Consider the following 23,238-nt stretch of genomic DNA (forward strand, 5'->3'; position numbering starts at 1 on the left):
TTTTCGAAGCATAACGGTGGAGTTAGTGATGCTGAAGCGTTTCTTTATTACAGGTACAGACACTTCTGTTGGGAAGACGGTGGTTTCCCGCGCATTACTACAAGCGTTAGCGTCGGGTGGTAAGAGCGTTGCAGGGTATAAACCTGTCGCTAAAGGGAGCAAAGAGACTGCAGAAGGGATGCGCAACAAAGACGCGCTGGTATTGCAAAGCGTCTCTTCGCTGGAGTTGCCGTATGAGGCGATTAATCCGATCGCGTTAAGCGAAGAAGAAAGCAGCGTCGCGCATAGCTGTCCTATAAATTACACCTTGCTGTCCAACGGTCTGGCGAGCCTGAGCGATAAAGTGGACCACGTGGTTGTGGAGGGTACTGGCGGCTGGCGTAGTTTGATGAATGATTTACGTCCATTGTCCGAATGGGTGGTACAGGAACAGTTACCGGTATTGATGGTGGTAGGGATTCAGGAGGGGTGCATTAATCATGCGCTACTGACTGCGCAAGCTGTCGCTAACGATGGACTGCCATTAATTGGCTGGGTGGCGAATCGTATCAATCCTGGCCTGGCGCATTATGCTGAAATTATTGATGTGCTTGGGAAAAAACTGCCAGCGCCGCTGATTGGCGAGTTACCGTACCTGCCGCGCGCCGAGCAGCGTGAGCTGGGGCAGTATATTCGTTTGTCAATGCTCGGCAGCGTGCTGGCGGTAGATAGAATCATGGCGTAACGTTCGCGAGAGCACTGACGCGACTACACAGGCAATCAGCAGACCGGGGAGTAACTGATACTCGCCGGTCATTTCACAAATCATCAGGGTGGACATTATCGGCGCATGGGTTGTCGCCGCCAGTAGCGTCGCCATACCCACCAGCCCCAATAAAATCGCTATTTCATCCGAGCCTGGCAGCCAGAATCCCCATATCCGACCCAGAAACATTCCAATGGATAATCCGACAAATAATGTTGGCGTAAAGACGCCGCCCGGCGCGCCAGACCCGCTGCTGGCGAGCACCGCCAGGATTTTGCACGCAAAAATTCCGCCAATCAGCGAGAATAGCGGCGGAGAGAGCAAAAATGATTGTACGACGCTATAGCCGTTTCCCCATACCGTGGGCGTGAGTAACGACAGTAATCCGACAATAAGCCCGCCCAACGCCAGTTGCCAGGGCGGGGACAGTTTTAAGCGTAAGAAACTATTATGGCTGGCCGTCATCAGCCACATCAGCAATGGGCCGCACAGACCGGCGACCAGACCGGTACTGACTATCATGACGTACTCCCGCGCGTGGAGATCAACGGTCAGATGTACGGTATAGAGTAGTGAATCGCTACCGTTTAATACATGGGTGGTTAGCAGGGCGACGACGGCGGAAACGACAACCGGGCCGAGGGAAGCCAGCATTAAGGTACCGAACAGGATCTCCGCGATAAACAGGCTGCCCGCCAGCGGCGCATGGTAAGCGCCCGCCATGCCCGCAGCGGCGCCGCTGGCGATCCATAATTTCCATTCCTCACGCGGCGTGAAGCGTCGGGCAAAGCTGGATGCCGCCAGCGCGGCGAGGAGGATCATTGCGCCTTCGCGACCAATTGCGCTGCCGCTGACCACGACCAGCAGCGAGGCCAGCGATTTCACCAGACTGGCGCCAACGTCAAATTGCCCGTCGGTTTGCAATGCTTCCATATAGTCAGTGGGCGCATGGGGGCGTTGTTGGTTCATTTTTTGCCACCCCCACAGCAACAGACCAGCGGCCAGGCCGCCAAGCGCTGGCGTAATCAGCCGTCGCCAGGGCGAAAGCCCCTCAGCCGCATTCACCAGACTGCCAGTGTCATTGCTCAGGAAAATCCACTCCAGCAATTGCATCGCATGACGGAAGGCGGCGACAGCCAGCGCCGCGAGAATACCGATGAGCGTAGCGATCAGCAGGCGACGAAACATCGCGCGCAGATCCGGGTAAGCGTGTAAACGATGCATGAGCGGGTAAACAGGGAGTTTCAGGATAGCCTATTCTGCGGGGAAATGGCGTCAGACGCAAAAGCACTATGTGCGATATAATATTGCGTACAATAATGATATTGCCGGATAGCGAGAGGCCATCCGGCGGCAGCGTTAGCTGTTTTCGTGAATATTTAGCGCCCGACGCGTGCGGCCTGAGCTGAGATAATCGGCGATGTAATCCTGAGAGATTTCACCGTTATAGCGTCCGTCTTCATCAACGATCGGCATCCAGCTAGTATTACTTTCGTACAATCTGGACAGCACAATACGCAGATTATCTTCCGCTTTGCCCGTAATACGGAAAGGATGGGTGATATCGGCGCAGATTCCGCTGGCGTTCCGAGCCTCCCGGCGCTTCACAAATCCCAGTGGCTTACCGTCGTTGTCAATGACGGTAATGGCGCGAATATCGTGATCATCCATAATGCCGAACGCCTCGCTTAACGGCATTGAAGGCCGCGCGGTAATGGTTGGCTGTTGGTCGGTCACATCGCCTGCGGAGACCAGTAGCAAACGCTTTAACGTTCTGTCCTGACCGACAAACGACCCGACAAACTCGTTAGCCGGTTTGGCCAGCAGTTCATCAGGACTGGCGCACTGTACAATTCGCCCCTGACGGAACACGGCGATACGGTCGCCGAGTTTTAGCGCTTCGTCGATATCATGGCTGACCAGCATCACGGTCTTTTTTAGCTTACGCTGCATATCCAGAAACTGGTTCTGGATCACTTCGCGGTTAATGGGGTCCACCGCGCCGAAGGGCTCATCCATCAGCAGTACCGGCGGATCGGCGGCCAGAGCGCGGATCACGCCAATACGCTGTTGCTGTCCCCCGGACATCTCCTTTGGATAGCGATGCAGAAATTTTCTGGCATCCAGCGCCACCATGTCCATCAACTCTTCGGCGCGTTGCTTGCAGCGCGCTTTGTCCCAACCCAACATGCGCGGCACAACGGTAATATTTTCTTCAATCGTCATATTAGGAAACAGGCCGATCTGCTGGATAACATACCCAATATTGCGGCGTAGCGTTACCGTATCCATATCGTTGGTATTCTCGCCGTTGATAAGAATATTACCGCTGCTGGGCGCGATCAGCCGGTTGATCATCTTTAACGTGGTGGTTTTGCCGCAGCCGGAGGGACCGAGTAAGACGCACATTTCGCCTTCCGGCACGTTCAGGTTGACGTTGTCGACGGCTTTTAGCGGCTGACCCTTTTTCTGTACAAATTGTTTGGTGAGATTTTCCAGTTTTATCATTATCGTATCCCCTTAGGTGTCAGTACGACTTGCAGACGATGCAACAGCCAGTCAAGCACAATCGCCAGTAGACAGATCATCAGCGCGCCGGCAATTAACATGCGAATATCGCTGCCGCTAATGCCGTTTAACAGTAGCAGTCCCAGACCGCCGGCGCCGATCACCGCGGCAATCGCCATTACGCCGATATTCATCACTACCGCGGTGCGGATACCCCCGAAAATAACCGGTAGGGCCATTGGGATTTCGACCCAGCGCAGCCGTTGCCAGAAAGTCATACCGATGCCGCGTCCCGCTTCACGCAGACCGGGCGGCAAACTATCAAGCGCAGTATGGGTATTACGGACAATCGGCAGTAAAGAGTAGAGAAAAACAGCCGTCACGGCGGGCAGAACGCCAATACCATGTCCGATCAGCGAAAAGAGCGGGATCATTAACCCAAACAGCGCGATAGACGGAATGGTAAGAAGTAGCGTGGCGGCGCCCAATACCGGCGTTGCCAGCCATTTGTGGCGTACAATCAAAACGCCTAACGGTACGCCGATGATAATCGCCAGACCGACGGCCAGCGCGACCAGCCAGAGATGCTGAAAGGTAAGGCTGGCGAGATAGCCTGCGTTATCCAGCATATAATGTATCGTATCCATAGGCGCTCCTTACAGCAGACCTTTGTCCTGCAAAAATTGATGGGCTACCTGTTGCGGCGTGCGATGCTCGATATCGACCTGGGCGTTTAGGGTCGATATCACATCGTTATTGAGCAGGCCGGAAAGGGTGTTTAAGGCGTCATCAAGGCCAGGATTGGCTTCCAGCACCTCTTTACGCACCACGGGCGTGACAGCGTAACTTGGAAAGAAGCCTTTATCATCTTCCAGCACTTTCAGATCAAACCCTTTCACCCGTCCGTCGGTGGTATAGACCAGCCCGGCGTCAACCAGCCCATCCCGAACGGCGTTATAGACCAGCCCTGGGTCCATCTGTCGTATTTGCGGGCGATCAAGCTGCATCTGGTAGGCTTGCTGAAGGGGCTTCATTCCGTCGCTGCGCCCGGCAAATTCCAGATCGAGGCCGAGCATCCAGTTGTGGTCAGGATCGTTCTGCCGGACCTGTTCGATTTTTGCCACCATTTGCGAGATGGTGGTGATATTTTCCGACTCGGCGCGTTTGCGCTGCATCGCGAACGCGTAAGTATTGTTCATGTCAGCCGGTTTGAGCCATACCAGGCCCAGCTTCGCATCCAGGCGTTTTACCGTGTCGTAGGTTTCCTGTGGACTCATGCGCTTATCGATACGGTTGAAAATAATCAGCGATGTACCGGTGTATTCCCAGGTAATATCAATTTGTTTATTCACCATCGCATTACGTGAAATCACCGCGGCGATATTGGTTTGCGGCTGAACCTGAAAGCCTTTCTTCTGCAAATACTGAACGGTCATAGCGGAAAGAATATGCTGCTCGGTAAAGCTTTTGGTGGCGAGAACCAGCGGCGCGGCCTGCGTCTGGCTACTGAACAACAGCGTTGCGGCAAGCCATCCCAACAGGTGTTTTTTGAATCTCATTTAACGCTCCTTATTGTTATTTATGCGTTCAGACGGTATGAGGGCTAAGGCGTCGCCCAAACCAGGCAAGCAGAGTGTCAAGAATCAGCGCGAATAACGCCGTGGCCGTTGCGCCGAGGATCAACGTCGGAAAATCGTTGAGATAAATTCCCGGGAAAATCAGCTCGCCGTAGCTGCTGGCGCCAATCAGAAAGGCCAGCGGCGCGGTGCCGACATTGATGGCGGTCGCGATGCGAATACCGGACAGCATCACTGGCCACGCATTAGGTAGCTCTACCTGACGAAGCCGCTGCCATTTTGTCATCCCAATCCCGTTCGCCGCTTCAATCAGTGAGGCGGGAACGGAACAGAGGCCCGCATAGGTATTGCGGACGATAGGCAGAAGAGAAGCCAGAAATAGCGCGACAATGGCGGGCGTATCGCCGATCCCGATAATCACCATCGCTAAGGCCAGGACGGCCAGTGGCGGCAAGGTATTACCAACATTAAAGATTTGCATGACATATTCAGCAAATCCTTTTGCCGCAGGACGGCTGAGTAAAATCCCACTCGGGATACCGACCAGTAAAGCAAAAAACATGGACGTAAAGACCAGCATCAAATGCCGTTGTCCGAGATACAGCAGATCGACCTGACGTGCTTTCAGCGTCTCCAGACCGATTCCCCAGATAAACAGCGCCAGTAACAGCAAAATGACGATAGTGAACCCAAGTACACGTTTTAGGGTGAGGGTGTGCATTGCGGTGTGTCTCCCTGTTTGCATGTGTTATGGCGACGTTAAGAGTCGCGTGTTGTTATGCCATGTTCCGGCAGGGTGCTTTGAGCTATAGCAACAGGTTGGGAAGGATTCCAGCGGAGCGTGATGTTTAACACTGTTAAACATCTATTAACAATTATGTTTTGCCCTTATGCGGCTTAGCGTGAACATTCACGATAAAGAATTATCTTAAAAATAGAAGCGTAGTGTGACGTTGTCACTTTTTGTAGATAAAAATAGGCCGCAATGGGAGAAAAGGCAGGTAAAATCCTGCCTTTTGTGGGGATTAACGGAATAACGGTTTTACAGCGACGGGAATAATAAGTTGAGCTTGCCATTGCGCCAGCGTCAGACGCGCCAGTTGCCCCAACGCCTGATAAAACGGATGCCCGGCATGATCGATAAATACGTCCAGAAAGCGGGACGACCACGGAAACAGATGCCAGGCCAGGAGTTGTTCGCATTCATGATGACGATCATTCTCGGCAAGCCAGGCCGCCAGCAGCAACAGCGACCCAAAATGATCTTCTGGCTCGTTTTGCTGCATTTCAAACTGAATTCCGTTTTCGCGCATCCACTGACGTAGCGCCAGCGTAGAATCGCCAAATAATACGCTCTCACGATCCAGCCAGACGGAACCCCACGGCGGAGACGGCAGAGCGTAAGGGCCGATAAACAGACGCTGCCAGGCCTGTGGCAACGACTCTTCGCTGTGGGTCTTAAACATAGCCGCCACAGGCGCAAGCGCCTCGGCATCAAGCGGCCACTGCGCCTGCCAGTCGTCGGTTAATAGCGCCTGAACCAGAGGAGCGGTTTCGTGGCTTTCCGGCGAATAATAAAACAACGCGCCGAGAACACGCGCCGTTACTGAAAAATCATCACGTTGTAAAAAAGTGGTCATTCAAACAATCCCGAAAGGTGCGGGTCGCCCCGCACGCATAAATTAACCTGCGACGGCCATACCTACGGTCATATGCAGGCCATAAAAAAGTCCGCGGCCAATAATTTCGCCTGCCAGCACCAGCACGACACCGAGCAGCAAACCAACGGTATGCGGTTCGCGGCGACGGATTAGCGGACATAGCCAGCAGCCTAATCCGGCAGCAAGCAAGACAATGCGCCAGACCTGTAGCATACCGTAATCCGGTACGAGATGGCTGGCCTGTTGCACGGAACTGTGAATGGTTGAGAGAGACAGTCCTTGTAGTACGATGACCGCCACGCACACCACCAATGCCAGGCCGCTAATACTGGCAAACGTCACGCTGCAAAATGGGACGCGCGCGATGCGTAGCAGTAGCGCTGCAAACACCGGGCCGCACAGGAATGCCGTGAGGAAAAAGGCCAGCGTGGTGTAGCCATTATACCAGGTTGGCACGGTATCTATCTGATAAACGAGCGTCATTGCCCAGATGAATGCAACGCCGAGCGCCATACTGACCAGCAGCCACACTTTACCCAGCGCCGGGGGCATTTTACCGAGTACCGCCACCAGCCACCAGATGCCGCCTACGGCAAAGAACACCGATCCTGCGGCGATTTCATTACTCAGTGCGGAAGCGCCTACGCGGTTAAGCGAGTTAAACGCGCGCATCGGCGAGCCGAGATGCATAATCGACGCGAGGAATCCCAGTCCCATCACTAGCCACAGAAAAAACATGCTGCGCACGATGCGCTGACGGGCGATGGTATCGTCTTTTGCCGTCAGCCAGCCCAGTCCGCTAACGATTAACGCGCCGACCACGCACTGACCAAAGACCGTGAAGATCATCAACGGCCATTCATGCCATCCACTTCCCATCTTATACCTCCTTCGGATTGGCCAGGTAACCGGTAGTGTCCCCGGTCGGGCGGCTGTTGGCGTTGGGTTTAATCACAATATTCGGCTTCGTGAAATGCGCGCGCGGCAGCGGCGCGACGGCAGCCAGCTCACCGTGTTTTTTACGCAGTTCGTCTATCGGGCCAAAATCCAGCGCCCGTAGCGGGCAGGATTCCACGCAAATCGGTTTCTTGCCTTCCGCCACCCGGTCATAACAGCCATCGCACTTGGTCATATGACCTTTGGCGGCGTTGTACTGCGGCGCGCCGTACGGGCAGGCCATGTGGCAGTAGCGGCAACCGATACAGACCTCTTCGTTCACTACCACAAAACCGTCATCGCGCTTGTGCATCGCGCCGCTCGGGCAGACTTTGGTACAGGCCGGGTCTTCGCAGTGGTTGCATGAAATGGAGAGATAATAGGCAAAGACGTTCTGGTGCCAGACGCCGTTATCTTCCTGCCAGTCGCCGCCCGCGTATTCATATATCCGCCGGAAACTGACGTCGGGAGTGAGATCTTTGTAGTCCTTGCAGGCCAGTTCGCAGGTTTTGCAACCGGTGCAACGACTGGAATCAATAAAAAATCCATACTGGGTTGTCATCGGTTACTCCTTACGCCTTTTCAACCTGAACAAGATTACTGTGTGACGGATTACCTTTCGCCAGTGGGGAAGGCCGGTGCGACGTCAGAATGTTAATGGAGCCGCCGCGATCGACTTTGTCGCCAAACATGTCGGCATTTAACCAGGCGCCCTGGCCGATAGCGGTGACGCCAGGCAATATGCGCGGCGTGACTTTTGCCGGAATGAGCATCTCTCCGTTCTGGTTAAAGACCCGCACGGTGTCGCCGTGCTGAATGCCGCGCGCTTGCGCATCAATCGGGTTGATCCAGATCTCCTGCGGACACGCCTGTTGCAGGACGTCGATATTGCCGTAGCTGGAGTGGGTACGCGCTTTATAGTGGAAGCCGGTTAGCTGTAGCGGGTAGCGCTGACGAAGCGGATCGTCCCAACCGTCAAAGCCTGGCGTATAGGCGGGTAAAGGATGGATAATCTCATCTTTCTTCAGCTCCCACGTGTTGGCGAGGGTTGCCAGACGCTCGGAATAGATTTCGATTTTACCGGACGGCGTTTTCAGTGGGTTGGCGGCAGGGTCTTCGCGGAATGAGCGGAAAGCGACGTAGTGCTCCTCCGGGCATTTTTTCTTGAAAATCCCTGTTTGTTTCATCTCTTCGTAATCCGGCATTTCCGGGTTACGCGCTTTGGTTTTTGCGTGCAGGTATTTGACCCACTCATGCTGCGTGCGGCCTTCTGTGAAGGTCTGGTATACGTCCGGACCAAGCCGTTTAGCCACTTCACTGAGCATCCAGTAAATGGGCTTTCTTTCAAATTTCGGCGAGGTGGCGGGCTGACCAAGAATGACATAGCCCATATTGCCTGCGGATTCGTGGGAAATCAGATCTTCCTGCTCGGTCGGCATTAAATCAGGCAGCAGAATGTCGCAATATTTTGCCGACGCGGTCATAAAGTGCTCGATGCCGACGATCATTTCACATTTACTGTCGTCCTGAAGCACCTCGTGGGTGTGGGCGATATCGCCATGCTGATTGATCAGCGTATTACTGGCGTAGCACCACAAAAATTTGATCGGCACGTCGAGCTTGTCTTTTCCCCGCACGCCGTCGCGTGTGGCGGTCATTTCCGCGCCATGATCGATAGCGTCGGTCCAGGTAAAGACCGAAATCTGGGTTTTTACCGGGTTCTCCAGCATAGAAAACCATTCGACGCCCAGATCCCAGGTACCTTCGCGCACGCCGGAATTACCGCCATTTATGCCGACGTTACCGGTGAGTACAGACAACATGGCGATTGCGCGTGCGGTCTGCTCCCCGTTAGAGTGGCGTTGCGGTCCCCAGCCCTGGCAAATGTAAGCCGGTTTCGCCGAGCCGATTTCCCGCGCCAGTTGAATGATTTTTTCCGCCGGAATACTGGTAATCTGCGCGGCCCATTGCGGCGTTTTGGCGATACCGTCGTCGCCCTGACCCAAAATATAGGCTTTATAGTGCGCGTTACGCGGGGCCGAGGCGGGCAGAGTGGTTTCGTCGTAGCCGATGCAGTATTTATCCAGAAACGGTTTATCAATAAGATCTTCGGTAATCAGCACCCAGCCGATTGCCGCCGCCAGCGCGCCATCGGTACCAGGGCGAATCGGCAGCCACTCGTCTTCGCGGCCGGCAGCAGTGTCGTTATAACGCGGGTCAATGACGATCATCCGGGCGTTGGAGCGTTCGCGCGCCTGTTCGACATAGTATGTCACGCCGCCGCCGCTCATACGTGTTTCCGCGGGGTTATTGCCAAACATCACCACCAGTTTTGTATTGGCGATATCATCCGGACTATTGCCGTCGTTGCCGCCGAACATATAGCTCATGGCCGCGCTGATTTGGGCTGTGCTGTAGCTACCGTAACGGCTGAGATAGCCGCCGCAGGCGTTCATCAGGCGATACGGTACGTTAGAATTGGTAATATTGCCGCCGTCCACGCCGGTACCGTAAAGGACATGTACCGCTTCGTTGCCGTAATCCTTGAGGATACGTTTCAGGTTATCGCCGATGGTATCCAACGCTTCATCCCAACTGATACGTTCGAGTTTGCCTTCTCCTCGTTTACCAACGCGTTTCATCGGATATTTCAGGCGATCGGGATGATTCATCCGGCGACGAATAGAACGACCGCGCAGGCAGGCGCGTACCTGATGGTTGCCATATTCATCGTTGCCCGTGGTATCCGACTCAACCCAATATACGGTGTCATCTTTTACGTGCAGGCGCAGCAGGCAGCGGCTGCCGCAGTTAACGGTACATGAACTCCAGACCGCTTTTTCTGCCACATTGCCAGATGCGAGGTCTGCTGCGGCGTGGGCGATGCGGGAGAACGGAAGGGTGAAAGCGCTACTGGCAAGCGCAAGGCTACCGATAGCGGAGGTTTTCACCAGGCTTCGTCGGCTGATACTGGCCGCCATTAATGCCTCAGGGTTGGTGATTTTCATAACAGCTCACTATGCTCATCCAAAAAAGAGTTTTAAATGTCGTTGTGTTCGCAAAACGGGGAGCGCCGGGCGCGTAAAAACGTCCCGGAGCAGGCGGCTTAGATTTTTTCGATTTCCACCAGATTTGTATGTTGAGGATTCCCTTTTGCCAGGGGAGAAGGACGCAGCGTCGTGAGCGTATTGATGCAGGCGCCGTGGTCAATTTTATCGCCAGCCATATCCGCATTATGCCATGCGCCCTGACCCATCGCGCTGACGCCCGGCAGAATACGCGGCGTGACTTTGGCGGGTAGACGCACCTCTCCACGATCGTTAAAGACGCGAACCCTATCGCCATTCGCGATACCGCGTTTTTGCGCATCAAGCGGATTTATCCACACCTCCTGGCGACAGGCGGCCTGCAGAACATCAATATTGCCGTAGCTTGAATGGGTACGGGATTTATAGTGAAAGCCAAACAGCTGTAGCGGGAAGGTGCTCCGTTTCGGATCGTCCCATCCTTCAAAAGTAGGGGTATAAATCGGCAGTGGGCTTATCACGTCGCCTTCCGCCAGCTCCCAGGTACTGGCGATGTGAGCGAGTTTGCTTGAGTAGATTTCGATTTTACCGGACGGCGTTTTTAACGGATTGGCCTGCGGATCTTCACGAAATTTTTTATAGGCGACAAAATGGCCGTTGGGATCTTTACGTTTATAGATGCCCATTTTTTTTAGATCGTCATACGCGGGCAATGCCGGATCTCTTGCCTGCATTTTGGCGTACAGATATTGCAGCCATTGCGCCTGTGTACGGCCTTCGGTAAACCGCTGATACACATCGTCGCCGAGGCGTCTGGCGATTTCGCTGAGTACCCAGTAGATGGGCTTGCGCTCGAACTTAGGCGTCGTCGCCGGTTGGATAAAAATCAGATATCCCATATTGCCGGCGTAATCATTGGGGATGATATCTTCCTGTTCGACGGTCATGAGATCCGGCAGTAAAATATCGGCGTACTTCGCGGAAGAGGTCATAAAATTGTCGATGACCACAATCATTTCGCATTTTGCTTCATCCTGAAGAATTTCATGGGTTTTATTAATATCCGAATGCTGATTAATCAGGGTGTTGCCAGCGTAGTTCCATAGAAATTTGATCGGGACATCCAGCTTATCTTTGCCGCGTACGCCGTCGCGCAGGGCGGTCATTTCCGGGCCGCGCGCAATGGCGTCCGTCCAGCTAAAGCAGGAGATAGCGGTTTTAACGGGATTCTCCAGGACCGGCAGACGTTCAATGGTAATGGTGTAAGTGGATTCGCGTGCGCCGCTATTACCGCCATGAATGCCGACGTTGCCGGTCAGAATCGGTAACATGGCGATGGCGCGAGCGGTTTGTTCGCCGTTCGCCTGACGCTGCGGGCCCCAACCCTGACAGATGTAGGCCGGCTTGACGCTGCCTATCTCGCGCGCCAGTTTGATAATCCGATCGGCGGGGATGCCGGTAATATGCGATGCCCACTGCGGCGTTTTGGCGATACCGTCCTCGCCCTGGCCCAAAATATAAGCCTTATAATGGCCATTGGGGGGCGCGTCAGCCGGAAGGGTCTTTTCATCGTAGCCGATGCAATAGTTATCGAGAAAAGGCTGGTCAACGAGATTTTCGTTAATCAATACCCAGGCAATTCCCGCCACCAGCGCGGCATCGGTGCCGGGGCGAATCGGTATCCACTCGTCTTCACGTCCGGCAGCGGTATCGGTATAGCGCGGATCTATTACGATCATGCGCGCATTTGAGCGTTCACGCGCTTGCTCCAGAAACCAGGTAATGCCGCCGCCGCTCATGCGTGTTTCAGCCGGATTATTGCCGAACATGACCACCAGTTTACTGTTTTCGATATCAGATGTGCTGTTGCCGTCGTTGGAACCATAGGTGTAGGGCATGGCGCAAGAAATTTGCGCGGTACTGTATGAGCCGTATTGATTCAACGAACCGCCGTAGCAGTTCATCAAACGCTTCACCGGCGAGGCGGCAGGCGACGAGCGGGTTATGTTGCCGCCTACGATGCCGGATGAATAGTGGATATAAACGGCTTCATTGCCGTAGGTCTCTACGGTCTTTTTCAGGCTGGCGCTAATGGTGTCCAGCGCTTCCTGCCAGCTAATGCGTTCAAATTTGCCTTCGCCGCGGCGGCCAACGCGTTTCATGGGATAGTTAAGGCGATCCGGATGGTTAATGCGCCGACGGATTGAACGGCCCCGCAGACAGGCGCGAACCTGATGATTGCCGTAGACATCGTCGCCAGTGTTATCAGTTTCAACCCACCAGACTTCATTATCTTTTACATGCAGACGCAGAGCGCAGCGACTGCCGCAGTTGACCGAACAGGCGCCCCAGACGATTTTATCTTCTTCGTTGCGCATGGCCTGCTGCACCGCCGCGGCCGCGGTACGCATCCCAAACGGTAAAGATACGCCTCCGGCAGCCAGCGCCAGTGAGCCAAGCGCCGCTGATTTCACTAACGTCCTGCGGCTAACGCCTGTTTGTTGCTTTTCTCCGGGCATCACTCACTCCATTGTCGTTATTATTTCGCTATATATTGATAACTATAACGAAATTATTAACATGCTAATGATGTAATGAGTTTACCCCTTTGGGAGTAAGGATTATTAATCCATGTCAAAGAGCGTTACCCTCCGGACCCGGAGGGCAGGAGGAGGTTATTGCGGTTCGGCGGATGAACCGTCCTGAGCGGGAGAGGTATTGGCTGGCGCATTGCCGCTGCTGGTGCGGGTATAAAGAATTTTATGCGTGTCGTTCGCGCAATGGCCCACCACCTGTGAGTCCGGCTGATCGGCCTGGTCGTTAGGAACGATAGTGAGCGTAAAATTATCCGCCGGCACGCCGTTATTGATGATACGTTGTTCAATATCGCTTTTTACTCTCTCGCACGATCCCGGTGCCGCCATCACCAGCGAGGGGGCGCTGACTAACGCCAGAGCGGCTATTGCAGTTGCGATTTTCATCATGAACTCCTGTGATTAATGACGATGTTCTAAGCTTAGCATTTTTCGTGTAAATAACTGTATTTGCTAATATGATGATAAATATCTTTTCATCCTGGTGATACGTGTGAAGAAACCCCTTCTACTGACGTTATTGTGCATGATACTGGCAGGTTGTGATAACCCGAAATCCCTTGAGTCTTTTACGCCGGAAATGGCCAGTTTTTCGAACGAATTTGATTTTGATCCATTACGTGGTCCGGTAAAGGATTTCAGCCAGACATTGATGAGTGAGAATGGCGAAGTGGCGAAGCAGGTCACCGGTACGCTTTCACAGGAAGGCTGTTTTGATACGCTTGAGTTACACGATCTGGAGAATAATACGGGGCTGGCGCTCGTGCTGGATGCCAATTATTACCGGGATGCTCAGACGCTGGAAAAAAAGGTGCAGTTACAGGGTAAGTGCCAGCTGGCGGCGTTGCCTTCGGCGGGCGTGACTTGGGAAACGGACGACAACGGTTTTGTGGTATCGGCGACGGGCAAAGAGATGAAAGTCGAGTATCGCTATGATAGCGAAGGTTATCCGCTAGGTAAGACAACCATAAACTCGCAGAATACGCTCTCTGTGACGGCAAAACCCTCCGCGGACCCGCGTAAAAAGCTGGATTACACGGCAGTCAGCCGGGTGGATGATCGACAGGTCGGCAACGTCACACAGAGCTGCGAATATGATGCGTACGCGAACCCTGTTGACTGCCGGCTTGTTATCGTCGATGAGAGCGTTAAGCCGGCAGTATCCCACCATTACACCATTAAAAATCGTATCGATTACTACTAAACCGGGCGCGGTGCGACTCTCCGTGACTGCCGCGCCGCGTTTACTGCGCGGTGGGTTTCAGGAGCGTAGAACCGGACGTTTTATGTTCATCCAGATACTGCTGCTGGAAGATACACATGCGGATGGTGTTACGGTATTCGCCGTTAATGAAGAACTCATGAATCAGCTCGCCTTCTACTCTAAAGCCGAGTTTACGGTAGATGTGAATCGCTTTTTCATTCTCTTTATCGACGATCAAATACAATTTATAGAGATTGAGTACGGTAAATCCGTAATCCATCGCCAGTTTGGCCGCGCGTGACGCCAGGCCTTTTCCCTGGTACTCCGGCGAGATAATAATCTGAAATTCCGCCCGCCGATGCACATGGTTAATTTCCACCAGTTCTACCAGCCCGGCGTTTTCACCATCGCATTCGACGACAAAGCGCCGTTCGCTTTGGTCGTGGATGTGTTTGTCGTAGAGATCCGACAGTTCGACAAAAGCCTCATACGGCTCCTCAAACCAGTAACGCATAACGCTGGCATTATTATCAAGCTGGTGGACAAATCGTAAATCTTCACGCTCAAGCGGGCGCAGTCTGACCTTGTAGTCACTTGTCATACTGTATCCTTACACTTCCTTTTAGTTATCCTGCATCAGGGCGTAATAACGCGACCTGTACGACGATCCAGACACCGCAGCGTATTGGGTTCCCAATAGGCGTTGATGTTGGCGCTTTGCTCGCATTTATCGCGGTTATCAAAGGCGGCATCGGCTTTGTCCCACTCTTTTTCTGCGCGGGTATTCACTTTCTGACGCAGACTGCGAGTGTCGTTCCATTGTTCCTTTTCCATCGCCGCTTCCTGACGACTTTGTGCGCTATCTCCCGATTCAATCACCAGTTTACTGGTTTCAGCGAATGCGGAAGTAGTATATACAACGGCCGCCAACGTAAGCATTGCCGTCAGGCACAGGCGTTTGCTCAGCGTATTGTTCATCACAACATCCTTTCATTAGAGGGGAAAAAGCGGTAAACCACCTGTAAATTCTACACCAATCCTTATGCCTGGCATATACACAAGAATGGCCGGATAACCGTAACGATATTCTGTTGTATTATCACTTATCATTTCGTAACCAAATGAATCTCATGCTAAAGACGACTCTGCTTTTCTTTGTCACCGCCCTCTGTGAAATCATTGGATGTTTTCTTCCCTGGCTATGGCTTAAGCGCGGCGCCAGCGTGTGGTGGCTTCTGCCCGCCGCCGCGTCACTCGCGTTATTCGTCTGGCTTTTGACCTTGCATCCGGCGGCGAGTGGGCGGGTTTATGCGGCTTACGGTGGGGTATATGTCTGTACTGCGCTCCTGTGGTTACGTGTTGTCGATGGCGTCCGGCTCACGGTTTATGACTGGTGCGGCGCGCTGATCGCGCTGTGTGGAATGCTGATTATCGTCGTCGGATGGGGACGTACGTAACATTGCCGCGCGACCAGAACATTTTGTGATCTGGCAGCGCTTTTTACATCAATATACTTGTATGGTAGTAGCTCAGTTGGGTAAATTTCCTGCATCCCATAATGCGATGTAAGGAATAAAAATGAAGATTGTAGGGGCTGAAGTTTTTGTTACGTGTCCAGGGCGTAACTTCGTCACCTTAAAGATAACCACGGAAGACGGGATCACCGGTCTGGGGGATGCCACCCTGAACGGACGCGAGCTCCCGGTGGCCTCGTACCTTACCGATCACCTGTGCCCACAGCTCATCGGGCGGGATGCTCGCCGCATCGAAGATATTTGGCAGTTCTTCTACAAAGGCGCGTACTGGCGCCGTGGCCCTGTCACCATGTCCGCCATTTCCGCGGTTGATATGGCGCTATGGGATATTAAAGCCAAAGCCGCCAATATGCCGTTGTATCAGTTACTCGGCGGCGCTTCGCGTGAAGGCGTCATGGTGTATTGCCATACCACAGGCCACACCATCGACGATGTGCTGGAAGACTACGCGCGTCATAAAGAGCAAGGGTTCAAAGCAATCCGCGTGCAGTGCGGCGTTCCGGGGATGAAAACCACCTACGGCATGGCGAAAGGCAAGGGGCTGGCCTATGAGCCCGCGACAAAAGGCCAGTGGCCGGAAGAACAATTGTGGTCAACAGAAAAGTATCTCGATTTTACGCCAAAGCTGTTTGACGCCGTGCGTAATACGTTCGGGTTTAATGAACATCTTCTGCACGATATGCATCACCGGCTGACGCCTATTGAGGCTGCCCGCTTTGGCAAATGTATTGAAGACTATCGTTTGTTCTGGATGGAAGACCCGACGCCGGCTGAAAATCAGGCGTGCTTCCGCCTCATCCGCCAGCATACGGTCACGCCGATTGCCGTAGGCGAAGTCTTTAACAGTATCTGGGATTGCAAACAGCTCATTGAAGAGCAATTGATTGACTATATCCGCACCACGCTTACCCATGCCGGTGGTATTACCGGGATGCGCCGCATTGCCGATTTTGCCTCGCTCTACCAGGTGCGTACCGGTTCGCATGGGCCGTCCGATCTGTCGCCGGTTTGTATGGCCGCGGCATTACATTTCGACCTGTGGGTGCCTAACTTTGGCGTACAGGAGTATATGGGCTACTCCGAACAGATGCTGGAGGTTTTCCCGCATAACTGGACGTTCGAGGGCGGCTATATGCATCCGGGCGACAAGCCAGGACTGGGCATTGAGTTCGATGAAAAACTGGCGGCGAAATATCCGTACGATCCAGCCTATTTGCCGGTGGCCCGCCTGGAAGACGGCACACTGTGGAACTGGTAAGGAGCGAAAAATGAAAAGCATCGTAATCGAAAAACCGAATACATTAACTATCGAAACGCGCGCGCTTCCGCAGCCTGCGCCGGGTGAAGTTCGTATTAAAGTGAAACTGGCGGGTATCTGCGGTTCCGACAGTCATATTTATCGGGGACATAATCCCTTTGCAAAATATCCCCGTGTCATAGGCCATGAATTTTTCGGTGTCATCGACGCGGTAGGCGACAACGTCAATTGCGACCGGATAGGAGAACGGGTATCCGTCGATCCGGTGATCAGTTGCGGGCATTGTTACCCTTGTTCAGTCGGTAAACCCAATGTGTGTACCTCGCTGGTGGTGCTGGGCGTGCATCGTGACGGCGGTTTCAGCGAGTATGCGGTGGCGCCGGCCCGTAATGCTCATCGCATACCGGACAACATCGCAGATCATCATGCCGTCATGGTTGAGCCGTTTACCATTGCGGCAAATGTGACGGGGCAAGTGAATCCGACCGAGCAGGACGTGGCGCTTATCTATGGCGCAGGCCCGATGGGACTGACGACCGTACAGGCGCTGAAGGGGGTTTATCAGGTCAAAACGGTCATAGTCGTTGATCGCATTGAAGAGCGTTTAGCGATGGCGAAGCAGAGCGGCGCTGACTGGACCCTCAATAATGGTCAACATTCACTGGCGGAATTTCTACAGCAGAAGGCACTAAAACCGACCTTGATTGTCGATGCCGCCTGTCATCCCGCTATCCTGCAAGAGGCGATTACCCTTGCATCGCCTGCGGCACGCATTGTCCTGATGGGATTTTCCAGCGACCCGTGTGAGATTGTACAGCAGGGTATTACCGGAAAAGAGCTGGCTATTTATTCATCGCGTCTTAATGCCAATAAATTCCCGGTCGTGATTGACTGGCTGAGTAAAGGGCTTATTGATCCGGATAAGCTGATAACGCATACATTTGATTATCAACATGTCACTGACGCGATTGAATTATTTGAAAAAGACCAGCGTCAATGCTGCAAAGTTTTACTCACTTTTGCGAAATAATATAAATAATTGCGAGTAAGTGGTACGCATCTTACCTCTTAGAGATTGCCTATATGACACAAATAAAGCATGAACGATCGACTCAGGATTTAGTGCGCGCTGCCGTATCTGGCTGGTTAGGCACCGCGCTTGAATTTATGGATTTTCAGTTATATTCACTAGGCGCGGCTCTGGTCTTCCATGAGATATTTTTTCCGGAACAGTCTGCCGCGATGGCGCTTATTCTGGCAATGGGCACCTATGGTGCAGGTTATATAGCCAGAATTATCGGCGCCTTTGTTTTTGGTAAAATGGGCGACCGCATCGGACGAAAAAAAGTATTGTTTATTACCATCACCATGATGGGGATCTGCACCACGCTGATTGGCGTACTGCCGACGTATGCGCAAATCGGCATTTTTGCGCCAGTATTACTGGTGACATTGCGAATTATACAGGGGTTGGGCGCCGGGGCGGAAATTTCCGGCGCGGGTACCATGCTGGCCGAGTATGCGCCGAAAGGAAAGCGTGGCATCATTTCCTCGCTGGTCGCGATGGGCACCAACTGCGGTACGTTGAGCGCGACGGCGATCTGGGCGGTGATGTTCTTTGCGCTTGAACGCGAACAACTGATCGCCTGGGGATGGCGTATTCCTTTCCTGGCGAGCGTCGTTGTCATGATATTCGCGATCTGGCTGCGAATGAATCTGAAAGAAAGTCCGGTATTCGAAAAAGTAAGCGAAGGTGAAAAATCGCCAGCGTTAACGCCTGCGTCAGAAAATACATTGGGCGCGATGTTTACCAGCAAATCTTTCTGGCTGGCCACAGGTTTACGTTTTGGACAAGCGGGGAATTCCGGACTTATTCAAACCTTCCTTGCCGGATATTTAGTTCAGACGTTATTATTTAACAAATCTATCCCAACCGATGCGTTAATGATAAGTTCCGTAATTGGTTTTATCACTATCCCACTATTAGGGTAGTTGTCCGATAAATACGGCCGTCGGCTGCCGTATATAATATTGAATATCTCCGCGATTATTCTCGCCTGGCCGATGCTGTCTATTGTGGTAGATAAAACGTATAGCCCTGGCGTAATTATGGCGGCGCTCATTGTTATTCATAACTTTGCCGTGCTGGGATTATTTGCGCTGGAAAACATCACCATGGCGGAAATTTTCGGATCGCGTAATCGCTTCACCCGGATGGCGATTTCAAAAGAGGCAGGGGGGCTGGTGGCGGTCGGTTTTGGCCCCGTCCTCGCAGGGATCTTTTGTAACATGACCGATTCCTGGCTGCCCATCTTAATTATGCTGGTGCTCTACTCGTGTATTGGTCTGATTTCTGCGTTGTTGATGCCGGAGGTCAGAGATCGCGATCTGAGCTTGCCTGAGGATGCGGCGGAAGCGACAGCGGCAGAGAAGTTACGCCACTCCGCAACTCAGACGAGTTAAATCGTGTTGGCGGTATGGCCGGAACGCTAATGCGGTTTCGGCCATGCTGTCCGGTCACTTTTGTTTAATTAGCGTAAATCCAAATGCACCAGGGCAGGCGTTACTCTGCGACTGTTCCGCTTTCAGAATATAGAGGTTATAAAATGCAAAACAGGCTTTTATCGGCAAAGGCGACGCTTCCTGATTACGATCGCGCGGCGCTGGCGGCGCGGATGGTCCATCTCGGTTTTGGCGCGTTTCATCGCGCGCATCAGGGGGTTTATACAGATATTCTGGCTGCGGAGCAGCATAGCGACTGGGGCTATTATGAGGTTAATCTTATTGGCGGCGAACAGCAGATTGCCGATCTAAAGCAGCAGGATAACCTCTATACCGTGGCGGAGATGTCGGCGGATGCCTGGACGGCGCGTGTGGTGGGCGTCGTCAAAGCGGCGTTGCATGTTCAGGTTGATGGTCTGGAACGTGTGCTGGCGGCGATGTGCGAACCGCAAATAGCGATTGTGTCTCTGACTATTACCGAGAAAGGGTATTGTCATTCGCCAGCCACGGGCCAACTTCTGCTGGAACATCCCATGATTGCCGCCGACCTGCAAAATCCGCATCAACCGCTAACGGCACCGGGTATTATTGTCGAAGCGTTAGCGCGTCGTAAAGCCGCAGGCTTATCGGCATTTACCGTGATGTCCTGCGATAACATGCCGGAAAATGGGCATGTGACGCGTCAGGTTGTGACGGCTTACGCCCGGGAGGTGGATGCGGAACTGGCGATATGGATCGAGCAAAACGTGACATTTCCGTCAACCATGGTTGATCGGATTGTCCCTGCGGTCACGCCGGAGACGCTGGATAAAATCGAACAGCTGACCGGCGTGCGCGATCCGGCGGGCGTTGCCTGTGAACCGTTTCGCCAGTGGGTGATAGAAGATACGTTTGTGGCGGGGCGTCCGCAGTGGGAAAACGCGGGCGCGACGTTGGTCGCCGACGTGGTTCCGTTTGAAGAGATGAAACTGCGAATGCTTAACGGCAGTCATTCATTCCTGGCTTATCTGGGGTATCTTGCCGGCTATCAGCATATTAATGACTGCATGGCCGACGACAACTATCGTCTGACCGCGCAGGCGTTAATGTTACGCGAGCAGGCACCAACGCTGAAAGTCCAGGGGGTAGATTTACAGCGTTATGCCGATCAGTTGATTGCGCGTTACTGTAATCCGGCGCTGCGTCATCGTACCTGGCAGATTGCGATGGATGGTAGCCAGAAACTTCCGCAGCGTATGCTGGACTCCGTTCGCTGGCATCTTGCTAATCATAGCGATTTTGATTTGCTGGCGCTGGGCGTGGCGGGGTGGATGCGTTACGTTGGCGGCGTGGATGAACAGGGCAAGGCGATCGACATTAGCGATCCGCTATTGCCGGTTATTCAGCGCGCCGTGGCAAACAGTGAAGAAGGCGCCAGTCGTGTTAAGGCGCTGCTGGGAATGGCTGAAATTTTCGGCAACGATTTGCCGCAGGTGGCGCGGTTTACGCAAAAAGTGCAAGAAGCCTATGACAGTTTACTGACATATGGCGCGAAAGCGAGCGTGGCGAAATATGCCGAGCGGTTGAAGTAGCGCAACAGAGACCCGGTAGCATTATGCTACCGGGAAGGCCGGAGCGGTTCTTAGCGGCCAGTGGTATCAGTTCATGCCAAGACGAATCAGTTCGACCGGCGCGAATTTACCTTCACAACCTTCGACAATCACCGTTTTGCCGCGGCGAATTTGACCTGCATCCAGACCTTCGCTCTCAATGGCTTTGATAATCCCGGTATGACCCGTGCCGCTTATCATGACCCGGCTACCGGTAGTGATTGCGTTACGGTTACGATCGTATGTCATCATGGTGTTTTCTCCTTTCAAACTTACAGCCAAAGCCCGCAGGTTTCCCCGCATGACGGGCGTCATATAAATACGCTTATCGTTGCGAATTTTTTTTGTTTTTGATCAAGCTCACGGCTTTTTAGGCGGGAATGTGCAGGGTGAGAAAGCGGAGAAGGCGTCTCACCCCGACGTTAAAGGGGGGTTAGTCTTCGCTAAACCAGCCGCTGTTTTCCTGACGGATAAGCTGGACGGATTCGCTAATTTCCTGCAAATGCTGGGTCATTGCGCTCTCAACCGCATTGCCGTCACGATTTTCCAGCGCGGAGAAAATATCATGGTGCTGGCGCAACAACATCTCCGGCGGAGAAACATGATCCAGACTCATATAGCGAACCCGGTCGATTGTCGCTTTGATATTTTCAATGGTATCCCACGCTAACTGGCAATCGGCGATCTGCGCCAGCTTTTGGTGGAAATCGTCATCAAGCTGGAAAAAATCATCAATCTGTTTGCGCTCGATGGCAATATGTTGCAGGTGCAGGTTTTGCGCCAGTTGATAGCACTGGTTGTCGGTAATCATCGCCGCCGCACGGCGGACCACCGCGCATTCGATCGCCTGCCGTACAAAACAGCCATTCTGTACCTGAGAAAGCGAAATCTTATTCACATAACTACCGCGCTGAGGGCGGATCTGAATCAACCCATTTTCCGCCAGCTTTATAAAAGCCTCGCGCACCGGTTGACGCGAAACGTTAAAACGGGTTGAGACCTCTTTTTCTGATAGCGGCGTGCCAGGCGGGATAAGACAATGCACGATATCACGCCGAAGAATACGGTAAATTTGCTGGTTGACAGGCTGTGTAGGGTTAAGCTGCGTTTCGACGGTCATTCATTCTTACTTTTTAGGCGGTTGACCCGGATACTCTACCACTTTTCCGTGGCGGTCTATACCGATCATGTTTCTGGTTGCAGATACGTTTGCCAGGGATTACCCGGCCCGCAGACCGGGTATAACCCCTTAGCTACGGTGGACGCTGAGCCCTGCGAAGGATTGGGTAACAGGCATCATTTCAACGGTATTAATATTCACATGCGCGGGGAGCGTGGCCACCCACCATACCGCTTCGGTAATGTCTTCTGGCGTGAGCGCGGTGGTATTTTCGTAAGTTTTACCCGCTTTCTCATCGTCGCCTTTGAAACGGACGCTGGAAAACTCGGTACCGCCAACCAGACCCGGTTCAATGTCGGTCACGCGAACCGCCGTGCCGTGTAAATCCGTGCGCAAATTCAGGCTAAACTGGCGCACAAAGGCTTTCGTCGCGCCATAGACGTTGCCACCAGCATAAGGCCAACTGCCGGCGGTTGAACCGATGTTAATGATATGACCGCGATTACGTTCGACCATTCCTGGCAGCACGGCGCGGGTCATATAAATTAAGCCTTTATTATTAGTATCGATCATAGTTTCCCAGTCTTCTACGCTGGCTTTATGCGCCGGTTCAAGACCCAGCGCCAGACCGGCGTTATTGACCAGCACATCAATATCGCGCCACTGCGCAGGCAGAGAGGCCATCATCTCTTCGATGGCCGCGCGGTTGCGCACGTCCAGTTGGGCGGTCAATACGTTCTCGCCAAGCTCATCTTTTAACGCTTGCAGGCGTTCATGACGACGTCCCGTGGCAATGACTTTATGTCCATTCTCAACAAAACGGCGTGCAATGCACTCGCCAAACCCTGCGGTTGCTCCAGTTACTAAAACGATCATCACACAGTTCCTCAACGCTTTTTGTGTTGTATTACCATAGCACGCGGCGTTTATGAAAGGGTAATCCTGGTTAACACGGTTGCGGTCAGCATAGGGGGAAGCTTACT

The 23,238-nt window shown here is 53.1% G+C and carries 22 protein-coding genes and 1 pseudogene; 7 read left to right on the plus strand and 16 right to left on the minus strand.

The features are described from left to right. The first annotated feature begins 28 nt into the window (after positions 1-28). Positions 29-724, plus strand: a complete 696-nt coding sequence (bioD, locus tag ABVN44_RS11795) for a dethiobiotin synthase (RefSeq protein WP_000919206.1) — start codon at positions 29-31, stop codon at positions 722-724. Here the strand turns inward: bioD and clcB are convergent. From clcB to ABVN44_RS11850, 11 genes are all read right to left on the minus strand, one after another. Further along, the gene (gene clcB, locus ABVN44_RS11800; protein ID WP_000554909.1) at positions 680-1,969 is read right to left on the minus strand and encodes a voltage-gated ClC-type chloride channel ClcB; all 1,290 of its coding nucleotides are present in this window, start codon (positions 1,967-1,969) and stop codon (positions 680-682) included. The two genes, bioD and clcB, sit on opposite strands and share 45 nt — an antisense overlap. Before the next feature lie 135 nt (positions 1,970-2,104). Further along, entirely contained in the window at positions 2,105-3,253 is a 1,149-nt protein-coding gene (gene osmV, locus ABVN44_RS11805) for an osmoprotectant ABC transporter ATP-binding protein OsmV (RefSeq protein WP_000593088.1), read from the minus strand. Next, a complete protein-coding gene (gene osmW, locus ABVN44_RS11810; protein WP_000379677.1) occupies positions 3,253-3,900 on the minus strand; it encodes an osmoprotectant ABC transporter permease OsmW in 648 nt (215 codons plus the stop codon). The genes osmV and osmW overlap by 1 nt, the downstream gene beginning before the upstream one ends. 9 nt (positions 3,901-3,909) lie before the next feature. Continuing rightward, the gene (gene osmX / locus ABVN44_RS11815) at positions 3,910-4,812 is read right to left on the minus strand and encodes an osmoprotectant ABC transporter substrate-binding protein OsmX (protein ID WP_001211193.1); all 903 of its coding nucleotides are present in this window, start codon (positions 4,810-4,812) and stop codon (positions 3,910-3,912) included. Positions 4,813-4,840: 28 nt separating this feature from the next. After that, positions 4,841-5,551 carry an osmoprotectant ABC transporter permease OsmY gene (gene osmY, locus ABVN44_RS11820; protein ID WP_000557304.1) on the minus strand — a complete coding sequence of 237 codons (711 nt, stop codon included), beginning with the start codon at positions 5,549-5,551 and terminating at the stop codon, positions 4,841-4,843. A gap of 304 nt (positions 5,552-5,855) precedes the next feature. Further along, complete coding sequence (gene dmsD / locus ABVN44_RS11825; protein ID WP_000206571.1) at positions 5,856-6,470, minus strand: Tat proofreading chaperone DmsD; 615 nt, start codon at positions 6,468-6,470, stop codon at positions 5,856-5,858. A 42-nt stretch (positions 6,471-6,512) separates the two neighbouring features. Next, complete coding sequence (locus tag ABVN44_RS11830; RefSeq protein WP_048348847.1) at positions 6,513-7,370, minus strand: dimethyl sulfoxide reductase anchor subunit family protein; 858 nt, start codon at positions 7,368-7,370, stop codon at positions 6,513-6,515. Position 7,371: 1 nt separating this feature from the next. Beyond that, positions 7,372-7,989: a dimethylsulfoxide reductase iron-sulfur subunit DmsB gene (gene dmsB, locus ABVN44_RS11835; RefSeq protein ID WP_000213069.1), complete on the minus strand. Its 618-nt coding sequence runs from the start codon at positions 7,987-7,989 to the stop codon at positions 7,372-7,374. Between the two features lie 10 nt (positions 7,990-7,999). Beyond that, positions 8,000-10,435 (minus strand): selenate/tellurate reductase subunit YnfF, encoded by a 2,436-nt coding sequence (gene ynfF / locus ABVN44_RS11840; protein WP_023232513.1) that lies wholly within the window; start codon positions 10,433-10,435, stop codon positions 8,000-8,002. Between the two features lie 98 nt (positions 10,436-10,533). After that, positions 10,534-12,972 carry a selenate/tellurate reductase subunit YnfE gene (gene ynfE / locus ABVN44_RS11845; RefSeq protein WP_048348846.1) on the minus strand — a complete coding sequence of 813 codons (2,439 nt, stop codon included), beginning with the start codon at positions 12,970-12,972 and terminating at the stop codon, positions 10,534-10,536. Positions 12,973-13,128: 156 nt separating this feature from the next. Beyond that, positions 13,129-13,437 (minus strand): DUF1161 domain-containing protein, encoded by a 309-nt coding sequence (locus tag ABVN44_RS11850; RefSeq protein WP_000975516.1) that lies wholly within the window; start codon positions 13,435-13,437, stop codon positions 13,129-13,131. A 103-nt stretch (positions 13,438-13,540) separates the two neighbouring features. Between ABVN44_RS11850 and ABVN44_RS11855 the strand changes: the two genes are divergently transcribed. After that, positions 13,541-14,251, plus strand: coding sequence for a YnfC family lipoprotein (locus ABVN44_RS11855; protein ID WP_000743122.1), 711 nt, complete (start codon positions 13,541-13,543; stop codon positions 14,249-14,251). 40 nt (positions 14,252-14,291) lie between these two features. Here the strand turns inward: ABVN44_RS11855 and speG are convergent, their stop codons facing one another. Both speG and ABVN44_RS11865 read right to left on the minus strand, forming a co-directional pair. After that, positions 14,292-14,852: a spermidine N1-acetyltransferase gene (speG, locus tag ABVN44_RS11860; RefSeq protein WP_000199997.1), complete on the minus strand. Its 561-nt coding sequence runs from the start codon at positions 14,850-14,852 to the stop codon at positions 14,292-14,294. 35 nt (positions 14,853-14,887) lie between these two features. Continuing rightward, complete coding sequence (locus tag ABVN44_RS11865) at positions 14,888-15,229, minus strand: DUF1283 family protein (RefSeq protein ID WP_001066440.1); 342 nt, start codon at positions 15,227-15,229, stop codon at positions 14,888-14,890. Positions 15,230-15,381: 152 nt separating this feature from the next. On the opposite strand from ABVN44_RS11865, the gene ABVN44_RS11870 reads away from it, so the two are divergent. From ABVN44_RS11870 to ABVN44_RS11890, 5 genes and pseudogenes are all read left to right on the plus strand, one after another. Then, on the plus strand, positions 15,382-15,708 hold the full coding sequence (locus ABVN44_RS11870) for a YnfA family protein (RefSeq protein WP_000921389.1): 327 nt from the start codon (positions 15,382-15,384) through the stop codon (positions 15,706-15,708). A 121-nt stretch (positions 15,709-15,829) separates the two neighbouring features. Next, positions 15,830-17,044 carry a starvation-sensing protein RspA gene (gene rspA, locus ABVN44_RS11875; RefSeq protein WP_000706265.1) on the plus strand — a complete coding sequence of 405 codons (1,215 nt, stop codon included), beginning with the start codon at positions 15,830-15,832 and terminating at the stop codon, positions 17,042-17,044. Positions 17,045-17,054: 10 nt separating this feature from the next. After that, positions 17,055-18,074, plus strand: coding sequence for a Zn-dependent oxidoreductase (locus ABVN44_RS11880; RefSeq protein ID WP_023231934.1), 1,020 nt, complete (start codon positions 17,055-17,057; stop codon positions 18,072-18,074). A 53-nt stretch (positions 18,075-18,127) separates the two neighbouring features. Beyond that, positions 18,128-19,507, plus strand: a pseudogene (locus tag ABVN44_RS11885) (MFS transporter). 143 nt (positions 19,508-19,650) lie between these two features. Then, the gene (locus ABVN44_RS11890) at positions 19,651-21,117 is read left to right on the plus strand and encodes a mannitol dehydrogenase family protein (RefSeq protein WP_023231933.1); all 1,467 of its coding nucleotides are present in this window, start codon (positions 19,651-19,653) and stop codon (positions 21,115-21,117) included. Positions 21,118-21,183: 66 nt separating this feature from the next. Here ABVN44_RS11890 and ydfZ read toward each other — a convergent pair whose 3' ends face one another. The 3 genes from ydfZ to ydfG form a co-directional block, all read right to left on the minus strand. Next, positions 21,184-21,387, minus strand: a complete 204-nt coding sequence (ydfZ, locus tag ABVN44_RS11895) for a putative selenium delivery protein YdfZ (RefSeq protein WP_000989267.1) — start codon at positions 21,385-21,387, stop codon at positions 21,184-21,186. A gap of 181 nt (positions 21,388-21,568) precedes the next feature. Further along, complete coding sequence (locus ABVN44_RS11900; protein ID WP_000215562.1) at positions 21,569-22,255, minus strand: GntR family transcriptional regulator; 687 nt, start codon at positions 22,253-22,255, stop codon at positions 21,569-21,571. 129 nt (positions 22,256-22,384) lie between these two features. Beyond that, the gene (ydfG, locus tag ABVN44_RS11905; RefSeq protein ID WP_000636564.1) at positions 22,385-23,131 is read right to left on the minus strand and encodes a bifunctional NADP-dependent 3-hydroxy acid dehydrogenase/3-hydroxypropionate dehydrogenase YdfG; all 747 of its coding nucleotides are present in this window, start codon (positions 23,129-23,131) and stop codon (positions 22,385-22,387) included. Positions 23,132-23,238 lie beyond the last annotated feature (107 nt).

The sequence above is a fragment of the Salmonella sp. SJTUF15570 genome (genome assembly GCF_043357055.1).
In the GTDB taxonomy this organism is placed as follows: Bacteria; Pseudomonadota; Gammaproteobacteria; order Enterobacterales; family Enterobacteriaceae; genus Salmonella; species Salmonella enterica.